Raw genomic sequence first — 13,144 nt, 5'->3', positions numbered from 1 at the left:
CGACCCCGGGCCGTTACGGGCTATTAGCGTAAACCGATATGGCCCCCGTTTGCCCAGCGGCCTGCCCTATGGCTGTCAGCACCCCGCGTTCTCGAGAAGGCCCCTACCGGAACTCGCGCTGATCGTCGATGACCTTGCCGTCGTTGGCAAGCGTGCCCGGTTCCTCCAGGGCCACCTCGCCGCGCAGCCCGCAGAGCTCCCGGATGGACTCGCCGACGGCCTCGGCGAGGCCCTCCGGACGATCCCGCGCCTCGCAGTGCAGGGTCATCACGTCACGGTGCTCCTGCTGCGTGACCACCAACCGCGCCCGAGTGAGCTCGGGGTGGCGCTTGACCAGGGCATCCACCTGGGAGGGGTGCACGAACATCCCGCGTACCTTTGCCGTCTGGTCCGCGCGGCCCATCCAGCCGCGGATCCGCTGATTGGTCCGGCCGGTGGGACAGGGCCCCTCGAGCACGGCGGAGAGGTCGCCGGTGGCGAAACGGATGAGGGGATAGTCCGGATTCAGGGTTGTGACCACCACCTCGCCGACCTCGCCGTCGGGGACCGGATCACCGGTGCCGGGACGGACGATCTCCACGATCACCCCCTCGTCCACCACCAGCCCTTCCCGGGCCGAGGTCTCATAGGCGATGAGGCCCAGGTCAGCGGTGCCATAGCACTGGTAGACATCGATACCGCGGCCGGCGAAGCGCTCCACCAGTGAAGGGGGCAACGGCTCGGCGGTAACCAGGCCATGTGTCAGCGAGCCCACGTCCTCGCCCAACTCGTCCGCCTTCTCGAGGAGGATGTTGAGGAACGACGGCGTTCCCGTGTAATAGCGCGGCCGCAGCGCGGCCATCGCTCCGACCTGTTGCTCGGTCTGCCCGGTGCCGGCCGGAAATACGGGGCATCCCAACGCGGCTGCGGCACCGTCGAACATGAAACCCGCGGGGGTGAAATGGTAGGCGAAGGTGTTGTGCACCAGCCCACCGCCGCGCTCGAAGCCCGCAGCGACCATGGCCCGGGCGAAGCGCCAGAAGTCCTCGCGGCGGGACTGCGGCTCATGGATGGGCCCCGGCGAGCGGAATACCCGCAGCAGGTCCCGCTCCCCCATGGCGGTCAGCCCGCCGAAGGGCGGCGCCGCGTCCTGGCGCTCCACCAACTCCGTCTTGCGCAGCACCGGCAGCCGCGCCAGGGCGTCGCGATCGGTTACCCCCGCGGGGTCCACATCCGCGAGACGATCGGCGTAGTGGGGGGCGCGCTCGCGCGCCTGGCGCACCTGGCGGGGAAGGGCCTCCGCCATCGCCTCGGCGCGCGCCGCCACGCTGCGCGTCTCCAATTCATCGTAGAAACCGGTCATTGCCGCTCCGTTACAGCCAGCGCTTGCGCCGCTTGTAGCTCTTGAGGTTCTTGAATGAACGGCGCTCTTCGCCGCCACCCAAGTAGGATTCCTTGACGTCCTCGTTGTTGAGCAGCTCATCGCGGCTGCCGTCGAGGACGATCTTGCCGTTCTCCATGATGTAGCCGTAGTCGCACATCCGCAGGGCATAGTTGGCGTTCTGCTCCACCAGCAGCATGGTCAGCCCCTGCTCGCGGTTGATCCGCCCGATAATGGAGAACACCTCCTTGACCAGCATGGGCGACAGCCCCATGGACGGCTCGTCGAGGAGCAGCATCCGCGGGCGGGCCATCAGCGCCCGGCCGATGGCCAGCATCTGCTGCTCGCCGCCGGAGAGGTAGCCGGCCAGACCGCCGGAGCGCTCGCGCAGGCGGGGGAAGTACTCGAAGACCATATCCATGTCGGTCTTCACCGCCTCCCGGTCCCGGCGGGTGAAGGCACCGAGTCGGAGGTTCTCCACCACCGTCATGTCCTCGATCACCCGCCGACCCTCCATGACCTGGAAGATCCCGCGTCGCACGATCTCCTCCGGCGGTCGGTCGCTGACGGTTTCCCCCTCGAAGGAGATGTTGCCGCGGGTGATCTCGCCATCCTCGCTATGGAGCAGCCCGGAGATGGCCTTCAGGGTGGTGGACTTGCCGGCGCCGTTGGCGCCGAGAAGGGCCACGACCTGCCCCTTGGCCACCCCCATGGAGACCCCGCGCAGCACCAGGATGACGTCGTCGTAGACCACCTCGACATTGTTAACGGAAAGCACCGGCTCCGCGGTGAACGCCTCAGCGGGTTGTGACATCGTGCCTACCTCCTCGGATTCAGCGGGCGGGGCGCTCGCACGCCCCGCCCCGGGCCGTCACCAGCCGAGCCAGTCGTCCCGGCGTGGCAGGTCGACAGTGGTCAGCTTGTTGAGCTCGAAGTCGCCGCCCCCCTTCCACTCGTTCTGGTAGACCATCACCTCGGTGGTCCCGCGGTGATTCTCGTTGGTCCAGGTGTGCGGCAGGCAGACACCCTTCATGCCCTCCGGCACGTGGCTGCGCATGCTCTCCAGGGCAGCCTTCACCCGTGGACCGGTAATATCGCCGTCCTCGGCCGCCATGAGCATGGCGTCACGCATGAAGTACACCGAGCAGGCACCACGCATATAGTGCAGGGCCCGCTCGCCACCGCCGGACATCTGGGAGATCTCCTCGATGGTGTCCATGCCGGGGACATCCGCGCCCCACTGTGCCGCGCCTACCGGGAAGACGATGCCGTCACCCGCGGCCTCCGCCGCCGGCGCCGCCAGCTCGTCGAAACCCCAGACATTGGAGACGAACTGCACATCGACATCCACCGTGTCACAGGCCTTGAGCAACGAGATGTTGGAGCCCGAGGTGTTGGCCAGGTATGCGTAGTCGGCATCCGCGTCCTGGAGCGACAGGCACTGCGCCTTGAAGTCCCCCGGGGCGAGCGAGTAGACGATGGGATTCAGCACCTCGAAACCCTGGTTCTCGGCGTACTGTGAGCAGGCCGCCTTGGGGGCGTTGGGGTAGGGGTGGTTGTCGCCCATGTGCACCCACTTCGGGGTTCCGTCCTCGCCCCGGTCCGCCCAGTCCTGCTTGGCCCAGGACACCATCGCCCGGCAGCCGTCGGTATAGGAGGGTCCGTAGAAGAAGTTGTACGGGGCGGGGTTCTTGGTGTGCTCCGACTTCCCGGTGGGGTCGGTCAGGTGCCCGGAATAGGAGGCGGACATGTACACGATCTCATCGCGGGCGACGAAGCGCACCAGCGCCTCGGTGTCCGCGGTGCCCCAGCCCTGGATCACCGGCGGCGGGTTGTCGGAGCCGGTCCAACGCTTGTAGGTGGCGATGGCGCGGGGCGCCTCGTAGCCATAGTCCACGGTGTCCTTGTCGATCATGCGGCCATTGATGCCGCCCTGGTCATTGATGTAGGCGATGGCGTCCTCGACACCCTGGCCGTAGACCTTGCCCACCGACGAGGTCGCCCCGGTATAGGCGGCGATGTGGCCGACGGGGATAGACTCCTGGGCCTGAGCGCCGGCCGCCAGGCCGAGGGCCGCCGCCGCCGACAGTGCAATGGTGGTAGTACGGATCATGCTTCTCTCTCCTCCACTAGCGTGGTTGGCGTAATTCGGGCGAGTGCCCGTTGCTTGGTGGTTGTCAGTATGAGAAAGGATAGAGCTTCCAGTAGGCCTTGATGAGCTTCCAGCGGTGGGCGAGGCCATCCGGCTCGAAGATCAGGAACAGCACGATGGCCAGACCAATGGCCATCTCGCGGAGGTATGACAGCCCCTGGCTGAAGCCAGGGAAGACCACGCTCACCGCACCCGAGCTCCACTCCATGACCTCCGGCAGCAGCACCATAAAGGCCGTGCCCATGAGCGTGCCCATCACCGAGCCGAGACCACCGATGATGATCATGCCGAGGAACTGGATGGACAGCACGATGGTAAAGCCCTCCGCCGAGACGAAGCTCAGGTAGTGGGCGAACAACGCCCCGCCGACGCCCGCATAGAACGAGGCCACACCGAAGGCGAGCACCCGGTACTTGCTGAGGTTGATCCCCATAATCTCGGCGGAGAGGTAGTGATCACGGACGGCGACGAAGGCCCGGCCGTCGCGGCTGCGCAGGAGGTTGGCGCCGAGCAGGTACATCACGACCACGAAGGCGAGCACGATGTAAAAATAGCGCTCGTCACTCATGAACGTATAGCCGAACAGGGACAGCGGCTCGGCCATTGCGCCGGCGGAACCGCCGGTGAACCAGGCCGCGCGGCTGAAGAAGTCCTCGAGGATGAACTGCGCCGCGAGCGTGGCGATGGCGAGGTACAGCCCCTTGATGCGCATCGCCGGGATGCCGACGATCATGCCCACGGCGGTGGTCAGCACGCCGGCGAGGGGGATGCACAAGATCACCGGTATGCCGGTGGTGTTGTACAGCCAGGCCGAGGCGAAGGCCCCGAAGCCGAAGAACGCGCCGTGGCCCAGCGAGATCTGCCCCGAGAACCCCACCAGGATGTTCAGCCCCAGGGCGGCGATACCGTAGTAGCCGATCTGGATCAGCAGGTTAAGCTGGTAGCTGCTGAGCACCAGGGGCGCAAGCAGCAGCAACACCACGCCGGCGATGGCGAAGTTCCGCGACATGGGCGTGGGGAAAATGGTGGTGTCCGCCTTATAGGTGGTGCGAAACTCGCCGCACCGCATGCTGTCCGCGCTGAGCGCCATGCCCTCTCTCCTCCTCGCCGGTTATCAGATGCGTTCGATGTCCTTGGTGCCGAATAGCCCGTAGGGTTTGATCATCAGGATGATCACCAGCACGTAGAACGGCGCGATCTCGTAGAGGTTGCCCCAGCCCAGCCACTGGGTGTCCACAAACTCGGCGAAGTTCTCCAGCAACCCGATGATCAGCCCGCCGACCACGCCGCCGACGATGGAATCCAGCCCGCCGACAATGGCGGCGGGAAAGACCTTGATGCCGATGAATGACAGTGCCGAGGACACCCCGTTGACCATGCCCACCACCACGCCGGCGAGCGCCGAGACCATGGCGGAGATCGCCCAGGACAGGGCGAAGACGTGCTTCACCGAAATGCCCAGGCTCTGGGCCACCTGCTGATCGAAGGCAGTGGCCCGCATGGCAAGCCCCATGCGTGAGTATTTGAAGAAGAAGAAGAAGCCCACCATGATCAGCAGCGAGATCACCAGGCTCATGATGTAGGCGCTCTGCACATTGAGCCCGAGGATATTCACCTTCTCGATATCGAATACCTGGGGAAAGGGCTTGGCGAACTCGCCGAAGATCCACGACAGCAGGGCCTGCAGGAACATCGACAGCCCGATGGTGAGCATGATCACGGAGATAATGGGCTCGCCGATCATCGGCCGTAAGACCACCACCTGAAGCAGTACACCGAAGACGAACATGAACGCCAGGGTGACCAGGAAGCCCAGCCAGAACGGCAACTGGAAATACACCAGCAACGCCCAGCAGACCCAGGCCCCGATGAGCAGGAACTCGCCCTGGGCGAAATTCACCACCTGGGTGGATTTGTAGATGAGGATGAAGCACATCGCCACCACCCCGTAGAGGGTGCCGACGATGACGCCGTTGACCAGAAGCTGTCCGAGTAGTGCCCAGTTCATCGTCCTCTCCTCCGGTAAGGCTCAAGCCGCGCCAGCGGCGCGCTTGTTACCGCCCGCCTCCACCACCCCGGTCTCGGGGGCCAGATCCACCAGCCGCAGATCGGTGCGGATCCGCGAGGTGGTGCCATCCTGGAAGGTGATCACCGTATCCACGTGCACGTGGTCCAGGTCGCCATAGATGGCGTCGATGATCTCTTGGTATTTCTCCTGGATAACCCCCCGGCGGACCTTGCGGGTGCGGGTGAGCTCGCCGTCGTCGGGGTCCAGCTCCTTGTAGAGCAGCAGGAACTTACGGATGCGCTGCCACTCCGGGAGGCTCGCGTTGACCTGCTCCACTTCCGACCGGATCAGGTCATAGACCTCCGGCTGGGCGGAGAGGTTGGTGTAGTTGGTGAAGGAGATGCCGCGCTGCTCCGCCCACTTGGCAACAATGCCGTAGCGGATGCAGATCATCGCCGCCAGATACGGGCGCTCATGACCGAGGATCACCGCCTCGGCGATGAACGGGGAGAACTTGAGCTTGTTCTCGATGAACTGGGGCGAATACCGGTCACCGTGGGAGGTAGTGGCCAGGTCCTTGACCCGGTCAATGACCACCAAGTGGCCGTTCTCCTTCTTGAAGTAGCCGGCGTCGCCGGTATACATCCAGCCATCACGGACGTCCTCGGCGGTGGCCTTCTCGTTCTTGTAGAAACCGAGGAACATCCCCGAGTTGCGGGCGACGATCTCGCCGACGCCATTCTCGTCCGGCTTGTCGATGACCACCTCGGCGTTGTCGAAGGGCACGCCGACGGTGTCGTAGTCGATGTCATCGCCGCGGTGGATGGTGTAGGCGCCGGCGAGCTCGGTCTGGCCGTAGAGCTGGCGCAGCGGCACGCCCATGGCCAGGAAGAACTTAAAGGTATCCGGGCCGAGGGCGGCCCCGCCGGTGGCCGCTGAACGCAGGTACGAGAAGCCGAGGCGATCCTTGAGCGCCCGGAACAAAATCCAGTGCGCGAGCCGCGAGTGCTCGCCGCGCTCCACCGCCTCCATGCCGAGCTTCATGCCCAGATCGAACATGCGCCGCTTGAAGGGCGTCGCATCCATCATCCGCGCCTTGACGTCGGCGGCAATGGTCTCCCACACACGGGGCGCGAGCAGCACGAAGTTGGGCCCGATCTCGCGGAGATCGGACATCATGGTCTCGGTGGCCTCGACGAAGTTCACCGTGATGCGGCTGAGCAGCGACTCCGCCACCGCGTAGACCTGCTCCATGATCCAGGGCAGCGGCAGCACCGAGACGTAGTTGTCGTCCGGATACTTGGGGTCGGCGCGCAGGTACGCCATGCAGTGATCCAGGAAGGGACCCGCCTGCATCATCGAGAGCTTGGGCTTGGAGGTCGTCCCGGAGGTGGTGATAAGCATGGCGACGTCGTCACCGTTGGTCGCCGCCACCAGTTCCCGGTAGAGCTCCGGGCCCTCGCGGTCGAGCTCGTCGGCGAGCTCGAAGAGCCGCTCCTGGCTGATCAACCGCGGGTCATCGTATTTCCGCATCCCCCGGGGGTCGTGGTAGATGATGTGCTTCACACAGGGGCACTGCTCGGTGATCTCCAGCGCCTTGTCCACCTGCTCCTCGTCCTCGCACATCACTACCGGTGCCTCGGCATAGTTGATCAGATAGGCAACCTCCTCATTGAGGCTATCCTGATACATGCCGAGGCTCATGGCCCCGAGGACGTGGGCGCTGACCTCGCAGTGGATCCATTCCGGGCGGTTGCCACCGATGATGCAGACGCTGTCGCCGCGGTCGACACCAAGGCTGCGCAACCCCAGGGCAAAGCGGCGCACCGCGGTTTCGTAGTCCCGCCAGGTGTACTCCATCCAGATGCCGAATTCCTTCTCACGCATGGCCACCTCATCGGGCCAGTGCGCGGCGTTGTAGGCGAGCAGCTTGGGGAAGGTGTCGTGCTCGCCGATATCCGGCAGCTCCATGGCTCGCTCGCTCATCACGCCACCTCCGCGCTGTCTTCCTCGCCGAGATAGGCTTCACGGACGCGGGGATTGGCCATGATTTCGTCGGGCACCCCATCGCCGATCTTCTCGCCGAAGTCGAGCACCGCCACCCGGTGGGAGAGGTCCATGACCACGCCCATGTCGTGCTCGATCATGATCACGGTAATGCCCCACTCCTCGTTCACATCGACGATATAGCGCGCCATGTCCTCCTTCTCCTCGTGGTTCATGCCCGCCATGGGCTCGTCGAGGAGGATCAGCCGCGGCCGCAGCGCGATCGCCCGGGCGAGCTCAACGCGCTTGCGCAGCCCGTAGGACAGCGTCCCCGCCACCGACTTGCGAATATGCGCGATCTCGAGGAAGTCAATGATGTCCTCCACCTCGGCGCGGTGATCAAGCTCCTCGCGCTGGGCCCCGGACAGCCAGTAAAGGGAACCCGTGAAGAAGTTGTTCCGCAGATGGTGATGGCGCCCGACCATGATGTTGTCGAGCACGCTCATGTGATCGTATAGGGCGAGGTTCTGGAAGGTGCGACCTATGCCGAGCTCACAGCGCCGGTTCGGCCGCAGCCCGATGATATCGCGCCCCTGAAATCGGATCCGACCCTGCTGCGGGTGATAGCGCCCTGAGATGCAGTTAAGCAAGGAGGTCTTGCCGGCGCCGTTGGGGCCGATGATGGAGAACATCTCGTTGTCGTGGACGTCGAGGCTGACGTTGCGGAGCGCCTTCACGCCACCGAATGACAGCGTGATGTCATCGATATTCAGGATGACATCCCCGTTCCCGGATTCAGCCATGCCGAACTCCCCTGCCTCGGCGACCCTTGCCGCCGGTGGACTCCCCGGGAGAGGCGCCTTGTTCGGCCGCGGTGGCCGCGACGGGCCGCAACACCGCAAGCTGGCGGGAAACCGACGCGATTCCCTCACGCCGGCACCTCTCCTCCTCCTATAGGGTGGCCCGCGGACCACCCGGCGGCGGGGTGACTTGATGGGATGGTGGTGTCACCCTCTGCCGACGTAATGAGCTTACGTTTACGTAAACGTTAATTCAAGCGCCCACCGGAGCGCAACAGCTCATCGCGGGCCCAGTTCGGGGTTCAGGGAAGGGGCGGGCACCACGCCGGCGCCCACCCCGGGGTGGCTCAGCGCGGCGCCATGCGGATGGCACCGTCGAGGCGGATCACCTCGCCGTTTAACATGACATTCTCGCAGATGTGGCGCACCAGGGCCGCATACTCCACCGCCCGGCCGAGGCGTGGCGGGAACGGGGTCTGCTCGCCGAGGCTCGCCCGCACCTTCTCGGGCAGGCTCGCCATCATTGGCGTCTCGAAGATGCCGGGAGCGATAGTCATCACGCGGATCCCACGGTCAGCCAGATCCCGGGCCAGCGGCAGGGTCATCCCCGCCACACCGGCCTTGGAGGCGGAATAGGCCGCCTGCCCCACCTGGCCGTCGTAGGCGGCCACGGAGGCGGTATTGATGATCACCCCCCGCTCGCCCTCGGCGTCCGGCTCGTTGCCCGCCATCGCCGCGGCGGCGACGCGTAGCACGTTGAAGGTCCCCACAAGGTTGATCTGGATGACCCGGGAGAAGCTCTCCAGGGCATGGGGCTCGGCGGACTTGTTCAGCACCCGCTCGCCATGGACGATGCCGGCGCAGTTCACCACCCCGTGCACACCGCCAAAGGCAGAGACCGTACGGTCCACGGCGGCCTGCACGGCCGCCTCGTCAGTGACGTCGGCCACCACGGCCACCGCGGCCTCGCCGAGCTCTGCGGCCAGGGACTCGGTGGCCTCGGCGTTGATATCGGCGAGCGCCACCCGCGCCCCGCCGCCCACGAGCTCCCTGGCGCTGGCACCACCGAGCCCCGATCCGGCACCGGTCACCAGGAAGACCTTCCCATCGATGTTCATCGTCGTCTGCTCCTTCGTTGCCGTGTGTCAGGCGCGCATACCTTTAATGGGTTAATGCTCGCCCGTCCAGAAAATTGACGCGTGAAAGATTCCCGCAAATTGACGTTAACGTAAACGTCACTAGAATGGTTCCCGTAGCCCCGGGCCGGGTCACAAGCTCCCGAGCCAGGGCATGACGCCACGATAACGCGACAGGTGCTCCCATGACGCGAACCGTCCCCTTATTCATCGAAGGTCGCTTCGTCGACAGCGAGGCGAACGAGTGGATCGACGTCACCAATCCCGCCACCAACGAGGTCATCGCCCGGGCGCCGGTGGCCACCGATGACGAGATGGCCCGGGCCATCGCCGACGCCAAGGCGGCGCAGAAGTCCTGGGCGGATGTCTCCGTCTCCGAGCGGGCCCGCTACCTGATGCGCTACCAGGCCCTGCTCAAGGAGCACCAGGAGGACATCGCCCACATCCTGGCCGAGGAGACGGGCAAGACCTTCGGCGATGCCAAGGGCGATGTCTGGCGCGGCATCGAGGTGGTCGAGCATGCCATAGGCGTGCCGACCCACCTGCTCGGCGACGCCATGGCGCAAGTGGCCGGCGGCGTGGATACCGAGAGCTTCCGCGAGCCGCTGGGCGTGTGCGCCGGCATCACCCCGTTCAACTTCCCGGCCATGATCCCGCTTTGGATGTTCCCGCTGGCGGTGGCCTGCGGCAACAGCTTCGTACTGAAGCCCTCGGAACAGGACCCGCTTACCCCGATGCGCCTGGCCGAGCTCTGGCAGGAGGCGGGCTTCCCCGACGGGTTGCTACAGGTCGTCCATGGCCGCAAGGAGCAAGTGGACACCCTGCTCACCCATCCGGACATCAAGGCCGTCTCCTTCGTGGGCTCGGCACCGGTGGGCCAGCACATCTACCGTACCGCAAGCCACCATCTAAAGCGTGTACAGTGCATGGTCGGCGCCAAGAACCACTCCGTGGTGATGCCCGACGCCAACCGGGAGCAGACCGTCAACGCCCTGGTGGGCGCGGCCTGCGGCGCCGCCGGCCAGCGTTGCATGGCGATCTCCGTGGTGGTGCTCGTCGGCGAGGAAACACGGGACTGGGTCCACGACCTGAAGGCCGGCTTCGAGCGCACCCATCCCGGCCCCACCGACGACCCCGGCGCCGCCTACGGTCCGCTGATCAGCCCGGCCGCCAAGGAGCGCGTCGAGCGCCTCATCGGCACCGCTGAGGCCGAGGGGGCCACGCTGCCCCTCGACGGCCGCGGCTACCAGGTGGAGGGCTATCCGGACGGGAACTGGGTGGGACCGACGCTCATCGACAACGTCACCTCGGAGATGACCTGCTACCGCGAGGAGATCTTCGGGCCGGTGCTCAGCGTGGTCCACGTGGACACCCTCGACGAGGCCATCGAGCTCGTGAACGCCAACCCCTACGGCAACGGCACTTCCATCTTCTCGGACTCGGGTGCGGCGGTGCGCAAGTACCGCCGGGAGTGCGAGGTGGGCCAGATCGGCGTGAACCTGCCTATCCCCGTGCCCCTGCCGTTCTTCTCGTTCACCGGCGGCAAGGGCTCGTTCTACGGGGACCTGCACGCCTACGGCCAGGACGCGGTGCGCTTCTATACCGAAACCAAGACGGTGATCGAGCGCTGGTTCGAGTCGGACATCCCCGACGGCCATGGCCCCAACATGACCATCAACCTGGGCTGAGCCCGGCGCCCCCGCTAACGGGGGCGTCACCGGGCACGAGAGGAGGAGGGATCAGCGCCCATGGACTTCGCACTCACTGACGAGCAGCTCGCCTTCCAGGAGGCGGCGCGCGAGTTCGCCGCCAACGAGCTCGCCCCCAACGCCGCACGCTGGGACGCCGAGGCACACTTCCCCACCGACGTCCTCGCCCAGGCGGGCGAGCTCGGCTTCTGCGGCATCTACGCCCCCGAGGCCGCGGGCGGGTTGGGGCTATCACGACTGGACGCCGCCATCATCTTCGAGGAGCTGGCCGGGGGGTGCACCTCCACGGCAGCCTTCCTCACCATCCACAACATGGTCACCTGGATGATCACTACCTTCGGCGGCGAGGCGGTGGTCGGCGAGTGGGGCGAGACCCTGACCAGCGGACAGCGGCTGGGCTCCTACTGCCTCACCGAGCCCGGCGCCGGATCGGACGCGGCGAGCCTGCGCACCAGTGCCCGCCGCGACGGCGACCACTACATCCTCAACGGCGGCAAGGTGTTCAGTTCCGGTGCCGGCGACACCGACGTCCTGGTGGTCATGGCGCGCACCGGCGGCGAGGGGGCGGCGGGGATCTCGGCATTCGCCGTGCCGGCGGACCTCGACGGCATTACCTATGGGCGCAAGGAGGAGAAGATGGGCTGGAACAGCCAGCCCACCCGCTCCATCACCTTCGACGACGTCCGGGTCCCCGCCCAGAACCTGCTGGCCGAGGAGGGGCACGGCTTCCGGCTGGCCATGAAGGCCCTGGATGGCGGGCGCATCAACATCGCCACCTGTTCGGTGGGCACCGCCCAGGCGGCGCTGGCCGCCGCGGGCGGCTATATGCACGAGCGTCGCCAGTTCGGGCGACCCTTGGCGGACTTCCAGGCCCTGCAGTTCAAGCTCGCGGACATGGCCACGGAGCTCGTCGCCGCCCGGCAGATGGTCCGCCACGCCGCCTGGCGCCTGGACCACGGCGACCCGGAGCTGACCACCTACTGCGCCATGGCCAAGCGCTTCGCCACGGACGTGGGCTTTCGGGTGTGCAATGAGGCGCTGCAGATCCACGGCGGCTACGGCTACATCCGCGAGTACCCGCTGGAACGCCACGTCCGCGACACCCGGGTCCACCAGATCCTGGAGGGCACCAACGAGATCATGCGACTGATCATCGGCCGGCGCATGCTCGCCGACCATGCCATGGAGACCATTCGATGAGCGACTACACCAACCTCCGCGTGGAACACCGGGGCCATACCGCCCTGGTGACCATGGACAACCCCCCGGCCAATACCTGGACCCGGGAGGGGCTCATGGACCTCAAGCGCCTGGTGGGGGAGCTGGCCGCGGACCGGGACGTCTATGCCCTGGTCCTCACCGGCGCCGGCGAGAAGTTCTTCTCCGCGGGCGCCGACCTCAAGGCCTTCGCCGACGGCGTCCCGGCGGTGGCCGCGGAGATGGCGCGGCGCTTCGGCGAGGCCTTCGAGGCCTTGGCGGGTTTCCGCGGCGTCACCATCGCCGCCATCAACGGCTTCGCCATGGGCGGCGGCCTGGAGGTGGCGCTGGCCTGCGACACCCGCATCGCCGAGGAGCAGGTGAAGCTGGCCCTTCCGGAGGCCAAGGTGGGCCTGCTGCCCTGCGCCGGCGGCACCCAGCGCCTGCCCCGGCTGGTGGGCGAGGGCTGGGCCAAGCGCATCATCCTGTGCGGCGAGCAGCTGGACGCCGAGACCGCCCTGCGGATCGGGCTGATAGAGGAAACCGCGGCCACCGGCGGGGCCCTTGAGCGCGCCCTGGAGCTCGCCGGGCAGGTGGCCAACCAGAGCCCGCCCGCGGTGGCCCACTGCAAGGCGCTGATCGACGCCGCCCAGTTCCGGCCCATGGCGGACAACCTCCCGGATGAGCGCGAGCGCTTCGTGCGGCTGTTCGACACCGAAGACCAGCGCGAGGGGGTCAACGCCTTCCTGGAGAAGCGCGCGCCGCAGTGGAAGAATCGTTAGGCGGGAGCCCGCCC

Annotated in this window: 11 protein-coding genes; 3 read left to right on the top strand and 8 right to left on the bottom strand. The window is 66.4% G+C overall.

All coding sequences use genetic code 11. The features are described from left to right. Positions 1–103: 103 nt before the first annotated feature. The 8 genes from ACQ754_RS06855 to ACQ754_RS06820 form a co-directional block, all read right to left on the bottom strand. Positions 104–1,342: a phenylacetate--CoA ligase family protein gene (locus tag ACQ754_RS06855; protein WP_440996258.1), complete on the bottom strand. Its 1,239-nt coding sequence runs from the start codon at positions 1,340–1,342 to the stop codon at positions 104–106. Between the two features lie 10 nt (positions 1,343–1,352). Beyond that, on the bottom strand, positions 1,353–2,174 hold the full coding sequence (locus ACQ754_RS06850) for an ABC transporter ATP-binding protein (protein ID WP_440996257.1): 822 nt from the start codon (positions 2,172–2,174) through the stop codon (positions 1,353–1,355). A 57-nt stretch (positions 2,175–2,231) separates the two neighbouring features. Beyond that, positions 2,232–3,473 carry an ABC transporter substrate-binding protein gene (locus ACQ754_RS06845; RefSeq protein ID WP_440996256.1) on the bottom strand — a complete coding sequence of 414 codons (1,242 nt, stop codon included), beginning with the start codon at positions 3,471–3,473 and terminating at the stop codon, positions 2,232–2,234. 64 nt (positions 3,474–3,537) lie between these two features. Further along, complete coding sequence (locus ACQ754_RS06840) at positions 3,538–4,602, bottom strand: branched-chain amino acid ABC transporter permease (protein ID WP_440996255.1); 1,065 nt, start codon at positions 4,600–4,602, stop codon at positions 3,538–3,540. A gap of 24 nt (positions 4,603–4,626) precedes the next feature. Continuing rightward, entirely contained in the window at positions 4,627–5,520 is an 894-nt protein-coding gene (locus tag ACQ754_RS06835) for a branched-chain amino acid ABC transporter permease (RefSeq protein ID WP_440996254.1), read from the bottom strand. Positions 5,521–5,541: 21 nt separating this feature from the next. Continuing rightward, a complete protein-coding gene (locus ACQ754_RS06830; protein WP_440996253.1) occupies positions 5,542–7,506 on the bottom strand; it encodes a long-chain fatty acid--CoA ligase in 1,965 nt (654 codons plus the stop codon). Continuing rightward, positions 7,506–8,309 carry an ABC transporter ATP-binding protein gene (locus ACQ754_RS06825; RefSeq protein ID WP_440996252.1) on the bottom strand — a complete coding sequence of 268 codons (804 nt, stop codon included), beginning with the start codon at positions 8,307–8,309 and terminating at the stop codon, positions 7,506–7,508. Before ACQ754_RS06825 ends, ACQ754_RS06830 begins: the two co-directional genes overlap by 1 nt. A gap of 344 nt (positions 8,310–8,653) precedes the next feature. Further along, positions 8,654–9,424 (bottom strand): SDR family NAD(P)-dependent oxidoreductase, encoded by a 771-nt coding sequence (locus ACQ754_RS06820; RefSeq protein WP_440996251.1) that lies wholly within the window; start codon positions 9,422–9,424, stop codon positions 8,654–8,656. Between the two features lie 203 nt (positions 9,425–9,627). On the opposite strand from ACQ754_RS06820, the gene ACQ754_RS06815 reads away from it, so the two are divergent. The 3 genes from ACQ754_RS06815 to ACQ754_RS06805 are packed head-to-tail and all read left to right on the top strand — an operon-like array spanning position 9,628 to position 13,130. Continuing rightward, positions 9,628–11,130, top strand: coding sequence for a CoA-acylating methylmalonate-semialdehyde dehydrogenase (locus ACQ754_RS06815; RefSeq protein WP_440996250.1), 1,503 nt, complete (start codon positions 9,628–9,630; stop codon positions 11,128–11,130). A 60-nt stretch (positions 11,131–11,190) separates the two neighbouring features. Next, a complete protein-coding gene (locus tag ACQ754_RS06810) occupies positions 11,191–12,351 on the top strand; it encodes an acyl-CoA dehydrogenase family protein (protein ID WP_440996249.1) in 1,161 nt (386 codons plus the stop codon). Continuing rightward, on the top strand, positions 12,348–13,130 hold the full coding sequence (locus ACQ754_RS06805) for an enoyl-CoA hydratase (protein ID WP_440996248.1): 783 nt from the start codon (positions 12,348–12,350) through the stop codon (positions 13,128–13,130). Before ACQ754_RS06810 ends, ACQ754_RS06805 begins: the two co-directional genes overlap by 4 nt. Positions 13,131–13,144: the final 14 nt, after the last annotated feature.

The organism is Arhodomonas sp. SL1, assembly GCF_052060015.1.
GTDB lineage: Bacteria > Pseudomonadota > Gammaproteobacteria > Nitrococcales > Nitrococcaceae > Arhodomonas.
The sequence above is the reverse complement of the archived record's forward strand: the minus strand, read 5'-3'. Positions and strand labels throughout refer to the sequence as shown.